The organism is Marinifilum sp. D714 (assembly GCF_030851345.1).
In the GTDB taxonomy this organism is placed as follows: Bacteria; Bacteroidota; Bacteroidia; order Bacteroidales; family Marinifilaceae; genus Marinifilum.
In genome coordinates, this window is record NZ_JALPNU010000017.1 from 20,455 (window position 1) to 43,642 (window position 23,188).

Annotated in this window: 18 protein-coding genes and 1 tRNA gene; 10 read left to right on the plus strand and 9 right to left on the minus strand. The window is 35.3% G+C overall.

All coding sequences use genetic code 11. The features are described 5' to 3' along the window. Positions 1-24: 24 nt before the first annotated feature. From mrdA to rsmA, 7 genes are all read right to left on the minus strand, one after another. Positions 25-1,866, minus strand: a complete 1,842-nt coding sequence (mrdA, locus tag M0051_RS14360; RefSeq protein ID WP_306742198.1) for a penicillin-binding protein 2 — start codon at positions 1,864-1,866, stop codon at positions 25-27. 16 nt (positions 1,867-1,882) lie between these two features. Then, the gene (locus M0051_RS14365) at positions 1,883-2,386 is read right to left on the minus strand and encodes a rod shape-determining protein MreD (RefSeq protein WP_306742199.1); all 504 of its coding nucleotides are present in this window, start codon (positions 2,384-2,386) and stop codon (positions 1,883-1,885) included. Next, positions 2,383-3,210 (minus strand): rod shape-determining protein MreC, encoded by an 828-nt coding sequence (mreC, locus tag M0051_RS14370; protein ID WP_306742200.1) that lies wholly within the window; start codon positions 3,208-3,210, stop codon positions 2,383-2,385. The genes M0051_RS14365 and mreC overlap by 4 nt, the downstream gene beginning before the upstream one ends. Before the next feature lie 43 nt (positions 3,211-3,253). After that, complete coding sequence (locus M0051_RS14375) at positions 3,254-4,276, minus strand: rod shape-determining protein (RefSeq protein WP_306742201.1); 1,023 nt, start codon at positions 4,274-4,276, stop codon at positions 3,254-3,256. Between the two features lie 80 nt (positions 4,277-4,356). Next, positions 4,357-5,889 (minus strand): bifunctional phosphoribosylaminoimidazolecarboxamide formyltransferase/IMP cyclohydrolase, encoded by a 1,533-nt coding sequence (gene purH / locus M0051_RS14380; RefSeq protein WP_306742202.1) that lies wholly within the window; start codon positions 5,887-5,889, stop codon positions 4,357-4,359. A 267-nt stretch (positions 5,890-6,156) separates the two neighbouring features. Beyond that, entirely contained in the window at positions 6,157-7,515 is a 1,359-nt protein-coding gene (gene mgtE / locus M0051_RS14385; RefSeq protein WP_306742203.1) for a magnesium transporter, read from the minus strand. A gap of 24 nt (positions 7,516-7,539) precedes the next feature. Further along, positions 7,540-8,331 (minus strand): 16S rRNA (adenine(1518)-N(6)/adenine(1519)-N(6))-dimethyltransferase RsmA, encoded by a 792-nt coding sequence (gene rsmA, locus M0051_RS14390; RefSeq protein ID WP_306742204.1) that lies wholly within the window; start codon positions 8,329-8,331, stop codon positions 7,540-7,542. 221 nt (positions 8,332-8,552) lie between these two features. Here rsmA and M0051_RS14395 point away from each other — a divergent pair, with 221 nt between their 5' ends. Next, complete coding sequence (locus M0051_RS14395) at positions 8,553-9,572, plus strand: lysylphosphatidylglycerol synthase transmembrane domain-containing protein (protein ID WP_306742205.1); 1,020 nt, start codon at positions 8,553-8,555, stop codon at positions 9,570-9,572. Between the two features lie 2 nt (positions 9,573-9,574). Further along, positions 9,575-10,753, plus strand: coding sequence for a hypothetical protein (locus M0051_RS14400; RefSeq protein WP_306742206.1), 1,179 nt, complete (start codon positions 9,575-9,577; stop codon positions 10,751-10,753). A gap of 49 nt (positions 10,754-10,802) precedes the next feature. On the opposite strand, the gene recQ is transcribed toward M0051_RS14400, so the two are convergent. Next, the gene (gene recQ / locus M0051_RS14405; protein ID WP_306742207.1) at positions 10,803-12,980 is read right to left on the minus strand and encodes a DNA helicase RecQ; all 2,178 of its coding nucleotides are present in this window, start codon (positions 12,978-12,980) and stop codon (positions 10,803-10,805) included. A 261-nt stretch (positions 12,981-13,241) separates the two neighbouring features. On the opposite strand from recQ, the gene M0051_RS14410 reads away from it, so the two are divergent. The 8 genes from M0051_RS14410 to clpX all read left to right on the plus strand — a co-directional run bounded on the left by M0051_RS14410 (position 13,242) and on the right by clpX (position 22,231). Continuing rightward, the gene (locus M0051_RS14410) at positions 13,242-14,210 is read left to right on the plus strand and encodes an SIS domain-containing protein (protein WP_306742208.1); all 969 of its coding nucleotides are present in this window, start codon (positions 13,242-13,244) and stop codon (positions 14,208-14,210) included. 27 nt (positions 14,211-14,237) lie between these two features. Beyond that, positions 14,238-15,068, plus strand: coding sequence for a twin-arginine translocase subunit TatC (gene tatC, locus M0051_RS14415; protein ID WP_306742209.1), 831 nt, complete (start codon positions 14,238-14,240; stop codon positions 15,066-15,068). Positions 15,069-15,142: 74 nt separating this feature from the next. After that, positions 15,143-17,647 (plus strand): DUF5686 and carboxypeptidase-like regulatory domain-containing protein, encoded by a 2,505-nt coding sequence (locus tag M0051_RS14420; RefSeq protein WP_306742210.1) that lies wholly within the window; start codon positions 15,143-15,145, stop codon positions 17,645-17,647. Positions 17,648-17,701: 54 nt separating this feature from the next. Further along, on the plus strand, positions 17,702-18,436 hold the full coding sequence (gene lptB / locus M0051_RS14425) for an LPS export ABC transporter ATP-binding protein (RefSeq protein WP_054716838.1): 735 nt from the start codon (positions 17,702-17,704) through the stop codon (positions 18,434-18,436). Positions 18,437-18,574: 138 nt separating this feature from the next. After that, a tRNA-Leu gene (locus M0051_RS14430) sits at positions 18,575-18,656 on the plus strand. A gap of 104 nt (positions 18,657-18,760) precedes the next feature. Further along, positions 18,761-20,110, plus strand: a complete 1,350-nt coding sequence (tig, locus tag M0051_RS14435; protein WP_306742211.1) for a trigger factor — start codon at positions 18,761-18,763, stop codon at positions 20,108-20,110. A gap of 144 nt (positions 20,111-20,254) precedes the next feature. Continuing rightward, complete coding sequence (gene clpP / locus M0051_RS14440) at positions 20,255-20,929, plus strand: ATP-dependent Clp endopeptidase proteolytic subunit ClpP (RefSeq protein WP_110361176.1); 675 nt, start codon at positions 20,255-20,257, stop codon at positions 20,927-20,929. An 87-nt stretch (positions 20,930-21,016) separates the two neighbouring features. Then, positions 21,017-22,231: an ATP-dependent Clp protease ATP-binding subunit ClpX gene (gene clpX / locus M0051_RS14445; RefSeq protein ID WP_306742212.1), complete on the plus strand. Its 1,215-nt coding sequence runs from the start codon at positions 21,017-21,019 to the stop codon at positions 22,229-22,231. A gap of 108 nt (positions 22,232-22,339) precedes the next feature. Here the strand turns inward: clpX and M0051_RS14450 are convergent, their stop codons facing one another. Then, positions 22,340-23,188 (minus strand): hypothetical protein, encoded by an 849-nt coding sequence (locus M0051_RS14450; RefSeq protein ID WP_306742213.1) that lies wholly within the window; start codon positions 23,186-23,188, stop codon positions 22,340-22,342.

The window sequence follows — 23,188 nt, forward strand, 5'->3', positions numbered from 1 at the left end:
TTGTGATTTGTCTATTATTAATTTCTACTCTTTTTCTGATTGGTTAATCAAATCAGCTTCAATCATTCTTTTTTCAATCCACTTTTTACTGTCTGAAATTTCTCCTCGTATGTATTTTTCAATCATCAAACCAGCAATTGGTGCTCCATATCTTGAACCCCACACTCCATTTTCTACATAAACCAAAATGGCAATTTTGGGATTTTCACGTGGTGCAAAGGCAACGAATACTGAATGATCATCACCGTGAGGATTTTGAACGGTTCCAGTTTTACCACATACACGAAGACCTGGTATGGCTGCTAAACCTCCTGTATTACCTTCTCCTCCAGTCACAACCATTTCCATTCCATCAACTACTGAAGGGAAATAGGAAGGATCAATACTAGTTTCATGTTTAGCAATAAATTTTTTATCAATACTCTTTTCTTTTCCTATCGATTTTATAATATGAGGAGTATAATAATGGCCTCGATTGGCAATTGCAGCGCACATATTTGCCATTTGCATAGGTGTAATCAGTAATTCACCTTGACCAATTGATAACGAAATTACATTAAGTGCTTTAAGGTTTTTTCTACGATAAACTTTTAAATAATAATCAAGACTAGGAATACTTCCTTTTAACTCATGTGGAAGATCAGTACCTAGATTTTGACCTAAACCAAAAGACATTACATGATTTCGCCATACATCATAACCATTATTAACAGAACCAAATTTTGGAGATTCTACAATATATCTGAAAGTATTTGCATAATAAGCATTACAGGAGTGCATAATGGATTGTCTCATATCCACTGGCGAAACATGATGATGACATCCCATTTTACGATTTCCATAGTAATATCCTCCATGACATTCAAATCGAGTAAATGGACTTATTACTTTCTCATGCAGACCAATCAATGCATTAATCATTTTAAAAATTGATCCTGGCGGATATTGTGCCATCAAGGCGCGATCGAAAAGAGGGTTCAGGCTATCATTTTGCACCAATGCTTTATAATTAGCACCCATTCCTCTACCAACCAACATCTCCGGATCGTAACCTGGACTAGATATTTTGGCTAAAATTTCCCCAGTTGAAGGTTCCAAAGCTACTATACCTCCCTTTTTGTTTTGCATTAGGAGTTCACCATATTCCTGCAATTCAATATCCAGAGTAGATACCAAATCTTTTCCTGACACTGGTTGCTTGTCAAATTTCCCATCTCGGTAAGAACCTTTTATCCTGTTGTAAACATCTACCCAATAGATCTTTTTGCCTTTTTCACCTCGTAATTCCTTCTCATAGGTCAATTCTATTCCACTTTTCCCAATATAGTCTCCTTGACTGTAGTACGGATCTGCCTTTATTTCCTTATTATTAACCTCATTAAGATATCCCAAGGCGTGTGCCGCACTTTGTCGAGGATATTTGCGCAGTGTACGTGGTTGAACAAAGAATCCTGGGAATTTATAAAGTTTCTCTTGCAATACGGCATACTTCTCTGAAGAAAGCTGCTTTAAAAAAACAGATGCTCTCCTGGATGAGTAATTTTTAGCCCTTTCTAGCATTTCAATGGCATCTAATTTTTCTATTCCAAGAAGAGTACAAAAATCAAGTGTATCAAAAACTTTTACTTGTCTGGGAATAACCATAACATCATAAACTGCCTGGTTATAAACAAGAAGTTCTCCGTTTCTGTCATAAATTAATCCACGAGCAGGATATTGGGTTACTTGTCGTTGAGAATTGTTTTCTGCTGATAATTTATAGGAATCATCTACAATTTGCAAATTAAAGAGTTTGATCATAAAAATCAGAACAACCAAAACAAAGATTCCTCCTATTACATATATTCTATTCGAGAAGTTATTCATTTGCTATAAGATTGATCTATTTTTTAAACATCAAAAATTGCGAGGTAATTATTAAGGTTAAAGTGAAAAATGCACTAAAAATTATACGCATAATGGTTTCACTAAAATTAGCGAATGAAAATGCTTCAACAACGAACAAGAAACTGTGATGAGCTATAATTAAAGTTAATGCATACTTAAAAAACCAAGCAAAACCAAAATGTGCAATACCAGGATAAGTTCCTACTTCATAACCATCACGAAGCGATAAATAATTCAATACGTAAGGTCGAACATAGGCCATAAAAACACAGGCTGAAGCATGCATTCCTACTGTTCCACTGAAAACATCAATACTAAACCCCAGAAAAAATGAAAGTGTCAATAGCAACCAATTGGGTATTTCGAATGGCAACAACAAGATAAATAGAATATACATGTATGGATTCACAAATCCACTTACCTGTATGTTGTTTAAAATTGCAACCTGAATTAATACAAGAACAACAAATCGGATGATATTTTTTAATATGATGTTCATTCCGCTGCTTCCTCCTCTAATTTTAATCGCTCCTCTTTCATTAAATCACCAACAACTTTTACGTATGACAAACTTTTAAAATCATTTGAAAGTAAAACTTTGATATTCTGAAAATTACCACCAGAAGAAGTCATAACCTCATCAACCACTCCTAACTGAAGCCCTTCTGGGAAAATAGCTGAATAGCCACTCGTTACAATGGTATCGCCTTTGGCAATTTTTACATGAAATGGAATATCCTTAAGCATGGCTTTTCGATAATCAACGCCATCCCAAATTAGTGATCCATGATAATTATTTCCCTTTAGTTTAGCCGAAATTCTTAGACGATCATTTAAAACAGAAATAACAGAAGCAAAATTATCTGAGACACTTTTTACAACACCGACTACACCATTATCGGTAACAACTGCCATTTCACGTTCAATTCCGTGTATTCTACCTTTATTAAGGGTAATGTAATTCAATTGTTTATTAACAGAGTTGTTGATAATTTTTGCCGTGCGATAAATGTACTGCTGCTTGTAAATTGTATCTAAAAAAACGAAAGAAGAATCGGTCGTTAATTTATAAGACGAGTGTAAAAGGTTTCGTAACCTTACATTTTCACGATTCAACTCCTCATTGGTTTTGGCTAGGGAAAGGTAGTCAGTAACGGAGGATACTTTTTCATAGATTCCTCCGCTAATGGCATTACTTGAATTCAGGAATTCTGATTTTTGATAGTTGTTATAATTGACCAACAACAGCAAGCAAAATATTTCGAATACAATAAATAAAATCGTAAAATGAAATCGTACGATAAAGTGCAATAGATTCTTCATTCGAAAATCAATTCCTGAGTATAAAATATGATTTCGTTCCCGATTATCTTCTCAGGAACGAAAATTTATCTACATTTTTAAGGGCAATTCCAGTTCCACGTGCAACTGCTCTCAATGGATCTTCCGCAATGTGGAATGGAATGTTAATCTTATCGGTTAATCTTTTATCAAGACCACGCAACAACGCTCCACCTCCTGCTAAATAGATACCTCTATTTACAATGTCGGCATACAATTCTGGTGGCGTTTGCTCTAAAGCACTTAAAATTGCAATTTCAATTTTTGAGATTGATTTCTCTAAACAGTGAGCAATCTCTTGATATGAAACTGGCACTTCAATTGGCAATGCTGTCATTTGGTTTGGTCCCTGAACACGGAAATCAGCTGGTGGATCTTCGAGCTCCGACAAAGCAGAACCTACATGAATCTTAATTTCTTCTGCAGTTCTTTCACCAATTTTAATATTGTGCTGATGACGCATGTATTCTTGAATATCTACAGTCAAATCATCACCTGCGATACGAATTGATTTGTTGGTAACGATACCTCCCAGAGAAATAACTGCAATTTCGGTTGTACCGCCACCTATATCCACTACCATGTTTCCTTCCGGAGCTTCAACATCAATTCCAATACCTATAGCAGCCGCCATTGGCTCATAAATCATATAAACATCTCTACCTCCGGCGTGTTCCGATGAATCACGTACCGCACGCATCTCCACCTCGGTACTACCCGATGGAATACAAATTACAATTCTTAACGAAGGAGGAAACAATCGAGGTTTTTTGTTTATCATTTTGATCATCCCTCGAATCATCTGCTCTGCCGCATTAAAGTCGGCAATAACACCATCCCTTAATGGACGAATGGTTTTCAGATCTTCGTGTGTTTTACCTTGCATCTGGCGAGCTTTCTCACCAATCGCAACCATTTTTTCGGTGCGGCGATCGAGAGCTACAATCGAAGGTTCGTCAACAACAATTTTATCATTGCAAATAATAATCGTGTTAGCGGTCCCCAAATCAATAGCAATCTCCTGAGTTAAAAATGAAAATAATCCCATATGGTAGCTATATCTCTGTTATCTTATTTTAGTTGCATTTGGATACAGAAATAAATTCTGTATCCAAAATCGCAATTATCTTAGTGTTTAAAATGTCTCATTCCTGTAAACACCATAGCAATACCGAATTCGTCAGCTGCTTTAATTGAATCTTCATCCCTTATCGATCCACCTGGCTGAATAATTGCAGTAACTCCTGCTTTATGAGCTGCTTCAACACAATCCGAGAATGGGAAAAAAGCATCTGAAGCCATAACGCTTCCATGAATTCTTTCTGCTCCCTGGCGAATTGCATTTTCCAAAGCCCAAATGCGACTAACCTGTCCTGGTCCAACACCAGTAGTGGTTTTGTCTTTTGCTAAGGCGATACCATTCGATTTTGCATGCTTCACTGTCTTCCATGCAAACATCAAATCTTCCATCTCTTTTTCTGATGGTTGTCTTTTGGTAACTACTTTTAATTCTTCTCCAATCAATTTATGATCCTGATCCTGAATCAACAATCCACCCAATACAGTTCTGCCTTTCATAGCAGTATAATCCGATTTTAGGATTTCAGGCAATTCCAAAAGTCTCAAATTTTTCTTCTTGGTAAGCACCTCAAGAGCTTCCTTGCTAAATGAAGGAGCAACAATTACTTCCAAGAAAATTCCGCTCATGATTTCAGCTGTAGCCTTGTCAATTTCGCGGTTTGCTGCAACAATTCCACCAAAAATAGAAACCGGATCGGCATCATAAGCTTTCTGGAATGCTTCAGCAATAGTTTCTGCACTACCAATTCCACATGGATTAGCGTGCTTGGCCGCAACAATGGTTGGCTCTTCAAACTCTTTTAGTGTTTCCAAAGCACCATCGGTATCACCAATATTGTTGTACGATAATTCCTTACCGTGAATTTTATTTGCCGCAGTTAATGTTCCCTCTGTTTCCTGGATCTGGGTATAAAAGGCAGCATTTTGATGCGGGTTTTCTCCGTAACGAAGATCTTGCTTCTTTTCGTATGTAAGAGTTAAAGTTTTTGGTGATTTTACATTCAATTTTTTATTGAAGTAACCAGAGATCAAAGCATCGTAATGTGCTGTATGCTCAAAAACTTTAGCTGCTAAATATTCTTTTGTTTCTTTACTTGTTTCTCCTGATTCCTTTAATTCTTCAATTACTTTTGAATAATCTTCCGGATCGGTAATTACAGAAACGAAATTATAATTTTTAGCTGCAGCTCTTAACATGGTTGGTCCACCTATGTCGATATTTTCAACAATATCTTCATGAGTTGAATCAGGATTCAAAACTGTTTGTTTGAACGGATAAAGGTTACAAACAACAATATCGATTGGATCGATCCCCAACTCAACCATTTGCTTTTGGTGTATTTCATTGTCACGAATTGCAAGAATACCACCTTCAACATGTGGATGAATGGTTTTTAAACGACCATCGAAACACTCAGGAAATTTAGTCAAATCAGACACATCCATTACAGGAATTCCCTCTGCTTTAAACTTTGCAGATGTTCCACCTGTTGAAATAATTTCCCAACCCATTTCGGTTAGTTCCTTAGCAAACTCAACAACATTTGTTTTATCAAAAACACTGATAAGAGCTCTCTTCATAATTCTTTTTTTTGGAGGTATTTTATAAAATGGTATAAATTAATTTTCCTTTCGAAAAACTATTTCGGCTGATGGATTTTGCAAATCATTCATATACAATAATTTACAAGACCCCTTAAAACCTCATGCAAAGTTAAGAAAAACCTAAAAAAATCCACTTTAAGAAAAGAATTTTTATTTGTCTTTTTTATTCCATCATAATAAATTAAGACTGGTTATAATAAAACTAATGGTCGTATTAATGAAAATAAATCTCGCCTCTTAAAATCACAATAAATTAAAGAAGTAAACACTTATCCCAAAATAAATGAAAATACCTACAATATCATTTAGGGTGGTAATAAATGGACCTGTTGCCAATGCAGGGTCAATTTTGGCTTTATTCAACATCAAAGGAATTAAAGTACCAGCAATAGCAGCGAAAATTATTACTGAGAACAATGCAACAGAAACTGCAATTGTCAGAGTAAACTCACCAGAATAAAAGTAATTACACACAAACAACAATGCAGAACAGGTTAAACCATTAATTACAGCTCCACCCAATTCTCTCATAATTCGGCTAAAAACACTTTCGAAACCAAGTGAATTGTTGGCAATACCTTGCACTATAATTGCCGATGACTGTACTCCAACATTACCTGCCATCGCGGTAATTAATGGAATAAAGATTGCCATAGCCGGAATCTGACCAATGGCATCCTCGTACTTATGAATAACCATTGCAGCAAAAATACCTCCAATCAAACCAATAACAAGCCAAGGCAAACGAGCTCTTGTCTGCAACCAAATGGAGTCACTAGCTTCAACATCTTCAGCCAAACCAGATGCCATTTGGTAATCCTTCTCAGCCTCATCACGGATTACATCCACAACATCATCAATGGTAATTCGTCCCATCAAACGTCCAATGCTATCTACTACCGGAATGGCAACCAAATCATATTTTTCCATGATGTGTGCTACTTCCTCATCTTCTTCATCGGTATGTACCGACATTACATCAGGTTGGTAAATGTTTATGATTTTTGCTGAAGTTGGACTCAAAATCATCTTTTTTAAGGACAATGTTCCTTTTAAAATTCCATCATCATCAACAACATACACATAGTAAATTTCATCAATATCCTCCGCCTGGCGACTTAATTCTCGCAAACAAGTAAGAACGGTCCAGTTTTCATTTACAATGACCAGCTCTTTTGCCATCAAACCACCGGCAGTATCTTCGTCGTAATGCAAAAGATCTACAATATCTCCGGCCTGTTCAATATCCTCAATATGCGAAAGAATCTCTTCTTGTTTTTCATCTGATAAACCACCGATAACATCAGCAGCATCATCGGAGTCCATCTTGTCGATAAACTTCTTAGCAACGACTTCTGCTGGAAGTGCTTTTACAAAGCGATCTCTATCGTCTTCTTCTAATTCTGCCAACACATCTGCGGCAGTATCTCCGTCAAGTAATAGGTATAGGAATTTTGCCTCATCAATACTTAATTCATCGTAGATTTCGGCAATATCTGCTGGATGCAATTCTTCCATTAAACCAATTGCCTCAGCTTCATTCTTTTCTTCGATTACTCTTTTAATTTCATCGATATATTCGCGAGTCAATTCAAATTGCATAACAATAAATTTTAGGTGTAATTTTTATTCTCTTAACTGCATATTTAGCAACTCCTGAATTTTATTGGTCAAGTATACAAACTGCTCAATGCTCAACTGTTCTGGTCTTTTTGCCATCAGCTCATCTTCCAATTTGTATTCTCCCAATATCGATTTTAAGGAGTTTCGTAAAGTTTTACGGCGTTGATTGAACCCCGTCTTCACGACTCGAAAGAATAATTTTTCATCGCACTCCAAGTTAGAGGTTGTATTTCTAGCCATCCTGATAACAGCAGATTTCACCTTTGGAGGTGGATCAAATACCTTTTCACTTACAGTAAATAAATATTCGATATCGTAGAATGCCTGCATCAAAACACTCAATATTCCGTAAGTTTTATTTCCAGGCACAGCACTCATTCGTTCTGCAACCTCTTTTTGAATCATTCCAACAACTTCAGGAATTTGATCACGATGCTCAAGAATTTTAAAAAATATTTGCGATGATATATTGTATGGGAAGTTTCCGATAACTGCAAAAGATTCATTAAAAATCTTTGACAAATCGTATTTTAAAAAATCCTCGCCAATAATGCGATCAGATAAATTCGGATAGTTTTCTTTTAAATAAGCTACAGATTCAGTATCAATCTCAACTACGTGCGTTTCGAATGCATCGTTTTGCAATAAATATTGTGTCAAAACTCCCATCCCAGGGCCAATTTCCAAAACCTTAGAAACATTCTCAGCCTTTAAACCAGTCACAATCTTTTTTGCAATATTGAGGTCTTTTAAAAAGTGCTGTCCCAGATTTTTCTTCGCCCTAACGTATCCCATACATATTCCTTATTTATCCTCTTTTAAACATGCACCTGTGATTAATCAAAGTTAAAAACGGCAGCTTTTCAAAGGAGATTTCAAACATTTACTTATTTTTGTAGCTTACATTTAATGCTCGGCAAAATTAGGACTTAATACCGAATAAGTTGGTATTCGCGCCGAAAAATTAATCATTGTTAGTTTTTTCTGTATAAATTCTAACATTAAAAATATCAAAATTGAAGAAAAAGCTCGCAAATACTCTTAAATTTTTAATCTTCTTTTCAATAGGTGCATCTTTATTTTGGATCACTTACAGAGATCAAAATGCATCGGAACTTTTATACACATTAAAAAATGATGTAAATTACTACTGGATTCTTCTTTCTTTGTTTTTTGGCTTATTAAGTCACATTAGCAGAACCATCAGATGGAACCTATTAATTGAGTCGTTAGGTAAAAGACCCAGAACTGTAAATACATTCCTTGCCGTAATGGTAGGCTACTTCGCCAACCTGGCCTTACCAAGAATGGGAGAAATCTCAAGATGTGGAATCATTAGTAAATATGAAAAGATTTCTTTTTCTCAATTGGTAGGAACAGTTGTTCTGGAAAGAGTTCTTGATATCATCATGCTTATTGTATTCTTATTAATTGCCTTATCTACTCAGTTTTCTGTAATTGCCAACTTTTTCGCTAACAACCCTGAGGTAAGTGAAAAGCTTTCAAATGTATTTGCCTCTGCTTATACTTTATACACATTAATTGCAGTTACCCTTGTAATTTGGTTACTAAGAAAGAAGTTTAGGCATACTGTTTTTTTCAAAAAAATAGACCAAACACTTCAAAACTTTATGGATGGTTTTAGAACCATTAAAAAAATAGAAAACAAATGGCCTTTCATTCTGCACACTGTTTTCATTTGGGTGATGTATTACCTAATGACCTACATTTGTTTCTTTAGTTTTGGCTTTACCTCCAACCTTCCAGCACTTGCTGGATTAACAGTATTTGTGATGAGTGCTTTTGGAATGGTAGCACCCGTACAAGGAGGAATTGGAGCATGGCATTTCATGGTAATTGGCACATTATTAGTATATCTTCCTGGTGTAAACAACATCGAAAGCATGTCCAGAAGCTTTGCCTTGGTTGTTCACGGAGCCCAAACTGCCATGATAATAATTGTAGGAGCATTATCTGTTATTGCCCTACCTTTTGCCAACAGAAAAGAATTAATTAACAACAAAGCAAAAGCCTAAAAATGGGGACTTATACGATCATAGAGGTAAATGATGACAATACTAAAAAAGAATTTCTAGAATTACCTGTTCGATTGTATCGAAACGAAAAGAATTGGGTTAGACCACTTGATTTTGAAATCAACAATACATTCAACCCAAAGGAAAATAAAATGTTTCAACAAGGAGAGTGTTGCCGTTGGATCATGACCAATGAATCTAATGAAACCATTGGACGAGTTGCTGCATTTATTGATTACAAATCAAAAGATTTGAATGATCAGCCAACTGGAGGAATGGGATTTTTCGAATGCATAGAAAACAAAGACGCTGCTTTTACCCTGTTTGATCATTGTAAAAAATGGCTACAAAAGAGAAACATAGAAGCCATGGATGGCCCAATAAATTTTGGAGAAAGACATCAATGGTGGGGCTTGCAGGTTGAAGGCGAACACCGACCTGTTTACAATATGCCATATCATAAATCCTACTATAAAGAATTTTTTGAAGAGTACGGATTTCAGGTATACTTTAAACAGTTTACCTACAAAACAATTTTCTCGCCAGATAGCTTAAGCGATATCATTAAATGGAAAGCAGATAGACTAAGTAAAAATCCTGATTACAGAGTTGAGCATTTTTCTAAATCAAAAACTCAACGATTTATTAAGGATTTTGTACATATATATAATGAAGCATGGGTTAAAGAAATCCCAGGAATCGATGGCATCACTGAACACCAAACCCAAACGCTTTTTGATGATCTTAAGCCAATCATTCATGAAAAACTCATGTGGTTTGCCTATTATAAAGATCAGCCCATTGGATTTTTTATCATGATTCAGGACTTGAATGAATACCTGCAACACATTAATGGTAAAATTACACTTTATGGAAAATTAAGATTCCTTTACTATAAATACTTCCAAAGAAACAAAAATGCAATTGGCTTAATTTTCGGTGTCGTTCCGGAGTTTCAAAAAAGAGGAATCGAAGCTGCTATGATTTACGAATTTTCAAAATCAGGCTTGGATAAAAAATTCCCATTTCGGACTTTAGAGATGAATTGGATTGGTGATTTCAATCCTAGAATGAGTCATTTAATGAAACACATTGGTGCTGAAGTATACAAAACTCATCACACCTATCGTAAACTGTTCGATGAGAAGAAAAAATTTAAACGATCAGAAATCATACAATAAAAGAAAAGGCTGCAAATTGCAGCCTTTTCTTTTATCTAAATTTAAATCTCTATAATCCATTTTCCGAATGAAATAGAATTCGCATTAAACGAATATCCTCCTCTGAATAATCTTCTTCTCCTAATTCATCAAGAGCATCATCTATATTATCTGTTTCAGCTTCATAGAAATAATCCAGAATCTCTTCCTGCTTATCTTCATCTATAACTTCATCAACATAATAGTCAAGATTTAGCTTGGTTCCTGAATATACAATTGCTTCCATCTCTTTCAGCAAATCTTCATATTCCATTCCTTTTGCTTCAGCAATATCCTCTAAATCTAATTTTCTATCAATACTCTGGATGATATATACCTTAAATTTCGATTTATCAGCTACCGAACGAACTACCATATCTTGAGGTCTTTCAATATCATTTTCCTCAACATGTTTCGAAATAAGCGCAACAAAATCTTTACCAAAGCGCTTGGCCTTACCAGCACCAACACCTTGAATATGTGACAATTCTTCAATATTTGTAGGGTAATGAATTGCCATTTCTTCTAAAGAAGGATCCTGGAAAACTACATAAGGAGGCACATCTTTTTGTTTAGCAACTTTTTTTCGAAGATCTTTTAACATCGACAGTAAAGCTTCATCCATTGCAGCAGTCCCTCCACTTTTGGGAGCTTCAGCATCTACTCCTTCAAAATCATGATCATCAGTCAACATGAATGGATATGGTTTCTCCAAAAAGGCATGTCCTTCAGGGCGAATTTTAATTACACCATATTGCTCAATGTCTTTTTCAATAAATGAATTTATTAATGCACGACGATATACCATATTCCAAAAATGCTGGTCTTTCTCATCACCATCTCCATACAAGTCAAGTTGATCGTGCTTATATGATTTTATTGCAGAATTTTGAGAACCTATTAAAATGTTCACCAAATGATCTACTTTAAATCTTTCCTTTACATCTTTAACAAGATTTAATGCTTTAACCACATATTCTTCACCCTGAAACTCCTTTTTAGGATGTAAACAATTATCACAATTGCCACAATTTTCATCCGAGTGTTTCTCTCCAAAGTAATGCAATAATACAGTACGCCTACAAACCGCAGATTCAGCATAAGAAACTGTCTCCATTAAAAGTTGCTTGCCAATTTCCTGCTCAGCAACAGGTTTGCCCTGCATAAATTTTTCCAACTTCTGTATATCCTTATAGCTATAGAAAGTCAAACAACGCCCCTCGCCACCATCACGACCAGCTCTACCTGTTTCCTGATAATAACCCTCCAAACTTTTCGGAATATCGTAGTGAATTACAAAACGCACATCTGGTTTATCAATACCCATCCCAAATGCAATAGTAGCAACCACAACATCTACATCTTCCATCAAGAATTTATCCTGATTTCCCGATCTGGTTGAGGAATCCATACCTGCATGGTAAGGCACAGCTTTTATTCCATTTACCTGAAGCGTTTCAGCCAACTCTTCAACTTTTTTTCTACTTAAGCAGTAAATAATACCTGATTTACCTGTATTCCCTTTAATAAATTTGATAATCTCTTTGGTCGCATTTACTTTAGGTAACACCTCGTAGTATAGATTTGGTCTATTAAATGAAGATTTAAAGACTGTTGCATCCAACATCCCAAGGTTTTTCTGAATATCATGCTGAACTTTAGGTGTAGCAGTTGCGGTTAGTGCAATAATTGGCGCATTCCCAATTTCCTGAACTATCGGCCTGATCTTTCTGTATTCTGGTCGGAAATCATGTCCCCATTCCGAAATACAATGAGCTTCGTCCACTGCATAAAAAGAAATCTTAACCTGTTTTAAGAATTCAATATTACTCTCCTTTGTCAACGATTCAGGTGCGACATACAACAATTTGGTACGTCCTTCTATTACATCCTCTTTAACTTTTAAAGTTGCCGATTTTGATAATGACGAATTCAAAAAGTGTGCAATCCCATCATCCTCTCCAAAATTCCTCATTGCATCCACCTGATTTTTCATCAGTGCAATAAGTGGAGATATAACGATTGCAGTTCCTTCCAATATTAATGAAGGCAATTGATAACAAAGTGATTTCCCCCCTCCTGTTGGCATCAACACGAAGGTATCTTTACCGTCTAATATATTTTGAATTACTGGCTCTTGATTCCCCTTGAAATGCTCAAATCCAAAATACTTCTTTAAATTAGAAGATAATTCAAAGTTTTTTCCCATGCTTTAATTAGATATGCTTACTATTTTGCTATGCGGCCCGCTAAATTAATATTTTATTAGTGACCAAAAATTTTTTATGAGATGAATTTTACTCCATCTTCAATCCCCGAATTACAAAAATTAGATACTTTTGTATTTTAAATTTAGATAAACACTTGTACAATTCAAAACGATTTTAGCTTTTAACAGATTTTAACTGTATGAGATAAATCAAAACAAACGAGTTTATTTAGCTTTGTAAAAACAAAAAATCAAGAAACTGTGAAGTCATCAGAGGATATTAAAAACATTGCAATTCAAACGATTGAAGAGGAAGCAAATTCCATTTATCAATTAAAAAATTACATTGATGGAGATTTTGTTAAAACCGTAGAATTAATCCTGGAAAGCAACGGAAGAGTAGTAATTACAGGAATTGGCAAAAGTGCCAACATTGCTAATAAAATTGTTGCTACGCTAAATTCTACAGGAACTCCTGCCCTTTTTATGCATGCAGCGGATGCAATTCATGGAGATTTAGGAATGATTCGTCCTAGCGACACTGTAATCTGCATTTCAAAAAGTGGAAATACTCCAGAAATCAAAGTTTTGGTGCCACTTATCAAAAATATGGGAAATACTTTAGTTGCTATGGTATCCGGGCTTGATTCGTTTCTCGCTTTAAACTCTGATTATGTGCTTAAAGCTAAAATTGAAAAAGAAGCTTGTCCAAACAACCTAGCTCCTACAAATTCAACCACGGCTCAATTGGTTATGGGAGATGCACTAGCTGTTGCACTACTGGAATGTCGTCAGTTTACGGATCGTGATTTTGCTAAATATCATCCAGGCGGTGCTTTAGGTAAAAAATTGTACCTACGCGTGAGCGATTTGGTTTCTAAAGAAAATCCTCCAAAAGTTGCCATCGATGAAAAAATCAGACCAATTATTCTTGAAATATCTTCAAAAAGAATGGGATCGACAGCTGTTGTGAACGAACAAGATGAATTATTGGGAATCATTACCGATGGAGACCTTCGTAGAATGTTGGAAAGAAATGAAGATGTGAGTCAACTTACAGCAAAAGACATTATGACTCCAACTCCTAAAACAACCAACTCTGATGTTTTAGCTATTAATGCATTCCAAATCATGGAAAAAAACAACATTACAGGTCTAGCGGTTGTTGATGAAGGAAAATATATTGGCATGGTTCACCTGCACGATATTTTAAAAGAAGGAATTGTTTAATATCTTAGCTTCGCAAAATAATTAACTATGTCAGAAAAAGAACAACAGCAAGACGACAACCAAATGAGCTTTCTTGAACATCTTGAAGTTTTAAGATGGCACTTAATGCGTTCTGTAATAGCAGTACTTGTTTTTGCCGTTGCTGCTTTTATATTTTACGATTTCATTTTTGATTATTTAATTTTAGCTCCTAAAAATCCTGATTTCTTCACAAACAGAATGTTTGCAAGAGTAGCAGAATTTACGGGAGTTGAAGCTTTAAAAATAAACACAGAACCATTTCAGGTAATTAATATTAATATGGCAGGTCAATTTGCCACTCACATCAGTGTTTCGTTGGTGGCCGGTATTATTGCAAGTTTTCCATATATATTTTACGAGTTTTGGTGCTTTATAAAACCAGCTCTTTATTCTAACGAAAAGAAACATGCAAGAGGATCAATATTTTACACCAGCTTTTTGTTTGCTCTAGGTGTTCTTTTCGGCTATTACCTAATTACCCCACTATCTGTTCATTTCTTGGGATCGTATAGCGTTAGCGATCAAGTTATGAACCAAATAAACTTAAAATCCTACATCTCATCAATAACTTCAATTGTTTTGGCAAGTGGAGTTATTTTCGAGCTACCAGTTCTTATTTTCTTTTTAAGTAAAATTGGCTTGGTAACTCCTGAATTTCTAAAAAAGTACAGAAAGCACTCGGTGGTATTAATCCTGATTTTATCAGCTATTATCACTCCTCCCGATATCTTTAGTCAGGTATTGGTTTGTTTGCCGTTAATGTTACTTTATGAAATTGGCATTAAAATCTCAAAACGAATTCAGAAAAAACATCAAGCTGAATTAGATTTAGATTAGGTTATAACCAGCTAATTGTAATAAACATTATTAGAGCTTGATGTAAAACACTCAGGCATTATTTATTTATTAAGATGCAGATACTAAAAAAAGGATTTTTCTTTTTAAGCGTTCTTACATTTTCCTTACTAAGTTTAAATGCAATAGGGCAATCCACTAAAGTAAGAGGAAAAGTTATTGACTCTAAAACCAAACAAGCATTACCATTTGTAAACATTGCTTATAAAGGAACAACAATTGGTACCACTACTGATTTTGATGGAAATTATTTTCTGGAAACCAGAACTCCGGGAGATTCTATTTACATTTCATTTGTTGGATATAAAGAACGAACATTTGCAGTCCAGAAGGGTAAATTTCAAACTTTAAACGTTGAACTTGAAGCTGAAACATTCGATCTTCAAGAGGTGGTAGTTGTTCCTGGTGAGAATCCTGCCCATGTACTTTTGCGCAAAATCATTAAAAACAAAAAGAAAAACAATCCATCTCGCTTCAAGTCTTTCCAAGCAGAGACTTATACCAAGATGGAAATGGACCTGAATAATATTAAAGAAGATTTTAAGGATAAGAAAATCATGCGTCAGTTCCAGTTTGTTTTCGATTACATGGATACCTCGGTAATTACTGGCAAACCATATTTGCCGATTTTTATTACAGAATCTTTGTCAGATTATTATTACCAAGATAAACCAAGAGTTGAGCGCGAAATAATAAAGGCATCACAAATGTCGGGAATTCAAGACAATGCCAGTTTGGCTCAATTCACCGGTCAACTTCATCAAAATGTCAATGTTTACGACAACTTCATCGACCTGTTTGATATGGGATTCGTAAGTCCAATTGCAGATGGAGGATTAAGATATTACAAGTATTACCTTACAGATAGTGCATACCGCGATGGCAATTGGTGCTATCATATGTCTTTTAAGCCTAAAAGAAAGCAAGAACCAACATTTGTGGGAGATTTTTGGGTTGCCGATACAACTTTTGCCATTCAAAATATGCAAATGCGTATTGCAAAAGATGTAAACCTAAACTGGGTTAAAGATTTGGTAAGTAATAACGAATTTCAAAAGCTAAACGACTCAACCTGGTTTCTCAAAAAACAAAATCTGTTTGTAGATTTCATGCTTACCGAAAGAGACTCAACAAAACAAATGGGTTTCTTTGGTAGAAAAACGGTATCCTATAAAAATGTAGAAGTTAACGTTCCCTTAAAGGAAGAGATTATAAAACTAGACAATAATGTTATCGTAAACGAAGATGCATTATCACAACCACCAGAATATTGGGACGATGCTCGACCTTACCAATTGTCAGAGAGAGAATCTGGTATTTATGCTATGGTTGACTCTATACAAAATGTTCCTCTTTATAAGAACATTGTTGATGTAGTTACAACATTCATAACAGGTTATTACATTCATGATAAATTTGAATATGGTCCATACTATAAATTATATAGTTTCAACGAAATTGAAGGTAATCGCTTCATGTTTGGAGGAAGAACTTCAAATGAATTCAGTACTAAAATCATGCTAAATGGTCATTTGGCCTATGGTACCAAAGATGAAAAATTTAAATATGGACTTGGATTTCTGTATATGATTAACAAACTGCCCCGAGAAACATTTGGGATGCAGTACAAACACGATATCCATCAATTGGGTAAAAGTCCAAATGCATTTACCGAAGGAAACATTTTGGCTTCACTGTTGAAACGTAATCCTAACAATAAGCTCACCATGCTGAACCAATTTGAAACCCATTACGAAAAAGAGTGGTTTCAAGGATTTTCAAATACTTTGAAGTTCAGGTATCGCGATATTAAACCAACCGAATTTGTTCCTTTTGAAGATCGCTTCGGAAATCCAATATCAAGAATCACCGCTTCTGAATTGGAATTGAGAACACGTTGGACAAAAAACGAAAAAGTTGTTATGGGAGAATTTGAACGTGTTCATTTAGGCGGACCTATTCCTATTGTGAATTTATATTTAACTATGGGAATGAAAAATGTACTTGGTTCAAATTACGATTATCAGAAAATTGACCTAAGTGTTGAACACACATTTGAACTTCCGCCTCTTGGAAACTTGTACTTTTTGGCCTCAGGTGGTAAACTTTTTGGTAAAGTTCCTTACCCTTTATTGCACTTGCACGAAGGAAACGAAACTTATGCTTTCGATCCATATGCATTTAATATGATGAATTACTATGAATTTGCAAGTGACCAATATGCAAGCTTATTTGTGGAGCATCATTTTAATGGATTGATTTTAAATCGAATTCCATTATTTAGAAAACTAAAATGGAGAACTGTGGTTTCTGGGAAAGGCCTAATTGGTAAATTGAGCGATAAAAACAATGGATCTCTAGCTAACATGGAAGCATACATGCAATTCCCTCAAGGATTGTCAGATGTTAGTAGACCATATTTCGAGGCAAGTGTTGGAATCGAGAACATCTTCAAATTTATCAGAATTGATGCAATGTGGCGATTAACTCATTTGGATGATAACCCTTACCAGGATTTTGAAGATTTTGGGATTCGAGCCATGCTACAAATCACTTTCTAAGGATATCTTTTTTATATTTGCACAACTCCAAACCATTAAAAAAATTGGACAAGGATGATATTAAGAGCTGAAAATTTAATTAAACGATACAAGAGCCGTACTGTTGTAAAAGGTGTTTCGGTTGATGTAAAACAAGGTGAAATTGTTGGACTACTAGGACCAAATGGAGCCGGTAAAACTACATCTTTTTATATGATAGTAGGATTGATTCAACCAAACGGAGGAAGAATTTTTCTTGATGATCGGGAAATTACCAATGAGCCTGTTTACAAAAGAGCTCAGCTTGGCGTGGGGTATTTGGCGCAGGAAGCTTCTGTTTTTCGAAAGTTAAGTGTTGAAGACAATATTAAGTCTGTTTTGGAAATGTCTGATTTCTCAAAAGAATATCAAGCTCACCGACTAGAAGAAATGCTCAATGAATTCAGCCTTCAGAAAATCAGAAAAAGTTTGGGTATTCAATTGTCAGGTGGAGAAAGACGAAGAACTGAAATCGCAAGAGCACTTTCCATCAAACCAAAATTTATTCTTTTGGATGAACCTTTTGCAGGAGTTGACCCTATCGCAGTAGAAGACATTCAAGATATCGTTCGTCATTTAAAGGATAAAAACATTGGTATTTTAATTACGGACCACAATGTACAGGAAACCCTTTCCATTACGGAAAGAGCATACCTTTTATTTGAAGGAAACATTCTTAAATCGGGAACAGCTGAAGAATTAGCAGCCGATGAAGACGTACGAAGAGTGTACTTAGGAAAGAACTTTGAGCTTCGAAAACCAGTAAAATAAAGGATTCCAATAGGTTTAGGGATTTACATTTTACTCGTAGATTTTCATCACAATTTTTTTCGTAAAAAATCTTCATTTTTTTCTGATTGCTATTGCAAATTATAAAAAACAGCTCTATATTTGCACCGCAATTAACCCGCGGATGTGGCGTAATTGGTAGCCGCGCTAGACTTAGGATCTAGTGCCGTAAGGCGTGGGGGTTCGAGTCCCTTCATCCGCACTACAGAAAAAATAACCTTAAACCGCCCATACTACGATACAATGTATCAATGGTTGAGCGGTTTTTTTTCAATTAATAAGGTTTTATCTTTTAATAGCTAAAAAATGAACATCACAAAAACCAACATTGATGATTTAAACGCTGTAATCAAATTACAGATTGTTAAAGAAGACTATGAAAGTCGTGTAAACGATGTTTTAAAAGACTATCGTAAAAAAGCAAATATCAATGGTTTCCGCCAAGGTAAAGTACCTATGGGTGTGATCAAGAAAATGTATGGTACTCCTGTTTTAGCTGACGAAGTGAACAAACTTCTTAGCGATGAGCTTATGAAGTACATTCGCGAAAATGATTTGAAAATTTTAGGCGAGCCACTTCCTAACGAAACTGAGCAAAAAGAAATCAACTGGGAAAAAGATACTGATTTCGAATTCGCTTTCGATATTGCTTTAACTCCAGAATACACTCTTAACCTTAGCAAAAGAGATAAGATGACTTTCTTCAAAATTGCTGTTGATGAGAAAATGATCGAGAATGGTGTTGAAATGCACGCTCGTCGTTTCGGATCAAACGAGCCAGCTGAAGCGGTTGAAGAAAAAGAACTTTTGAAAGGTAACTACGCACAAGTTGACGCTGATGGTAAACTTGTAGAAGAAGGAATTACTAGCGAAGATGTAGCAATCTCATTAGAATACATGGCTGATGAAGATGCTAAAAAGAAATTCATTGGCGCTAAAAAAGGTGAAGTTGTGGTATTTAACCCAGCTAAAGCTTTCGCTAACAAAACTGATTTAGCTTCTATGCTTAACATCTCTAAAGAAGAAGCTGAAACTTTAGATGCTGATTTCCAATTTACAATTACAGAAATCAACAAATTTGTTAACGCTGAATTGAATCAAGAACTATTCGATAAAGTATTTGGTGAAGGAACTGTTTCTTCAGAAGAAGAATTCAAGAACAGAATCAAAGAAGATATCGAAAAACAATTGGTTAACGATAGCGACTATAAATTCTTAATCGACGCAAAAGAAAAATTGGTTAAGAAATCGAAAATGGATCTTCCTGAAGCATTCTTGAAGCGTTGGATTATTGCTACCAACAAAGAAATGAACGAAGAGCAAGTTGAGAAAGATTTCGCAAACTACGTTGACGAGTTCAAATGGCAGTTGATTAAAAACAGATTGACTGAAGAAAACGAACTTAAAGTAGAGCAGGAAGAAGTTATGGAGTTTGCTAAACAACAAGCTCTAATGCAATTCCAGCAATACGGAATGATGGAAGTACCTGAAGAATACTTAACAAACTACGCTCAGCAAATGATGCAAAATCAAGAAGAGCAAAGAAAGATCTACGAACGTATGATCGACAACAAAATTGTTGAGTTCTTAAAAGGTGCTATCAAAATTGAAGAAAAAGAAGTTTCTACTGAAGAATTCAACAAGATGTTTGAATAAGAAGAACTTTTCACAATACAAAAAACCACGCTTCTTTGAGGCGTGGTTTCTTTTTGATCCTAATCTAAGTTTTTGTTAAGCTATTCTTTTCAAATGGAGAAAATTTGACTAATTTAGGTCTACGAAATTTAAAATCATATCTATATGGTACCAAAAGACGAATTTAGAAAATTTGCCACGCAGCACATGGGCATCAATAGCCTAACATTAGATAAATACACTTCAATTAGCAACAGCTACATTTCTCCAACAATTATCGAGGAACGTCAGCTTAATGTTGCATCAATGGATGTTTTCTCTCGTCTGATGATGGATAGAATCATCTTCCTTGGTGTTCCAATTGATGACTATGTTGCTAACATTATCATGGCTCAGCTGTTGTTCCTTGAATCTACTGATCCTTCTAAGGATATTCAGATTTATTTTAACTCACCAGGAGGTTCTGTTCATGCAGGTTTGGGTATTTACGATACCATGCAATACATCAAATGTGATGTTGCAACAATTTGTACAGGTATGGCTGCATCAATGGGAGCTGTACTGCTAACTGCAGGTACAAAAGGAAAGCGTTCCGCATTAAAGCACTCGCGAATCATGATTCACCAGCCAATGGGAGGAGCGCAAGGACAAGCTTCGGATATTGAGATTACCGCTCGCGAAATCTTGAAATTAAAGAAAGAATTGTATACCATTATTGCTGACCATTCAGGAAATACTTACGAAAAAGTAGAAAAAGATTCTGATCGTGATTACTGGATGACAGCTATGGAAGCTAAAGAATATGGTATGATTGATGAAGTGCTAACGCGCGAGAAATAATCAATCATCTCAAAATCAAAACAAACCTAATGCAGAGTTAATCGTAAAATCATTAACTTTGCATTTTTAGTACTATAAATCAATATCATGGATAAATGCTCGTTTTGCGGGAGAGAGAAGAAAGATACTAACCTTCTGATTGCAGGAATTAGTGGTCACATCTGCGATAGCTGTATCGACCAGGCATATTCAATTGTACAGGAAGAATTAAAAAATCGTTCGGATCTAAACCTGAAAGAGATTAAATTATTGAAACCGATGGAAATCAAAGCTTTCCTTGATCAGTATGTAATTGGTCAGGATGAAGCTAAAAAATACCTTTCAGTTGCGGTTTACAATCATTATAAAAGATTACTTCAGGAAAGAGACGATGAAGATATCGAGATTGAAAAATCAAATATCATTCTTGTAGGGGAAACTGGAACCGGTAAAACTCTTTTGGCAAGAACCATTGCTAAAATGTTGCATGTTCCTTTTACCATTGTTGATGCAACTGTATTAACAGAAGCTGGTTATGTTGGTGAAGATATTGAATCAATTTTAACAAGATTGCTTCAGGCATCTGACTATGATGTTGAGGCTGCTGAAAAAGGAATTGTATTCATTGACGAGATCGACAAAATTGCGCGTAAAAGTGATAACCCATCGATCACTCGTGATGTTTCAGGAGAAGGTGTTCAGCAAGGATTATTAAAATTATTGGAAGGATCGGTTGTAAATGTACCACCTCAAGGAGGTCGTAAGCACCCTGATCAGAAAATGATTCCTGTGAACACTAAAAATATTCTTTTTGTTTGTGGTGGAGCTTTTGATGGCATCCAAAGAAAAATTGCACAAAGAATGAACACTCAGGTTGTTGGTTTTAATGCAAGCAAGGAAAAAGAACAAGTTGATCAGGAGAATTTCCTACAGTACATTGCCCCTCAGGATTTGAAGTCATTTGGATTGATTCCTGAAATCATTGGTCGTTTGCCTGTTTTAACTTACTTGGAGCCATTAAACAGAGAAGCTCTTCGTAACATCTTAACTGAGCCTAAGAACTCAATAGTTAAGCAATACACCAAACTATTTAAGATTGATGATATTGAATTGACTTTCGAAGAAAGTGCATTAGAATACATTGTTGACAAAGCTGTGGAATTCAAACTGGGAGCTCGTGGTTTGCGCTCAATTTGCGAAGCTATTATGATGGATGCAATGTTTGAATTGCCTTCTGGTGAAGAAAAGAAAATTTCGATTGATAGTAAATACGCTAGCGAAAAGCTTGAAAAAGTGAATCTAAAGCGTTTAAAAGTCGCATAACCGATACCAGATTTAAAATGTAAAATCATCTGATTGTATCGGAATATCATATAAAAAAATACCGGAGATTAACTCCGGTATTTTTTTGTACTATATTATATTAATTCTCTACATGCTTATTGTAATGGTACCACCTTGAGCAGTTACACTTGCATCACCATCGCAATTCTCGACAGTATCACCACCACCGTAATTCACAATTCCATCTCCAATATCCTGCAAAGTAAAAAGAGCAGTACCTCCAATAACATTTTTGCAGGCATAAGCATATAACAAATCAGTTTGACTAGTCAATGACATTAAAGCTCCAGTAGGATATGTAATATCAATATCGCTGGTGAGATGATAGATATCATCTACATAATCCACGTTATCCTCTTCACTTCTTATGTACTTGTAATCTGCCTCGAAAGAAGTAACCGGAAATTCAGTTACATTGCTTTCTGAATCAGTAATTGAAAATTTTATTGTGCTGGACGATACCGAAAAATCTCTACCAGCAGTGGTTCCAACAATATTAAAAGTAAATTCACCTTTTACATCGAATCCATTTGCATAAAAATCAGTTAATCGGACATCAAAATTTTGTAAATTTTCATCAACAGGATCAACAACCACTTTACCTTTAAATCTTCCACCATTAGAAGTACAACTAGATGCTCCATAATCGATAACAATAGAATCAATTACTTCTCCTGTTCGATGAATGACTGGTGTTACACAACTTGCAATTTCATCGTCTATTGTATCCTTTTTAGTATCAAGATTGTTCATCACAATGGCATTAACATCCATCACCATATCGTTAATTCCATTATTAATGTTTAAGCAATAAGTCGCTGGAACCGTAAAAATATCATCAATAATATCTTCCGGATCAGAACCTGTAGAACATGAATTCATTGTTCCTGCAAATAAAAAAGCAATAAGGCCTAATTTTAAATATCTAAAATTCAT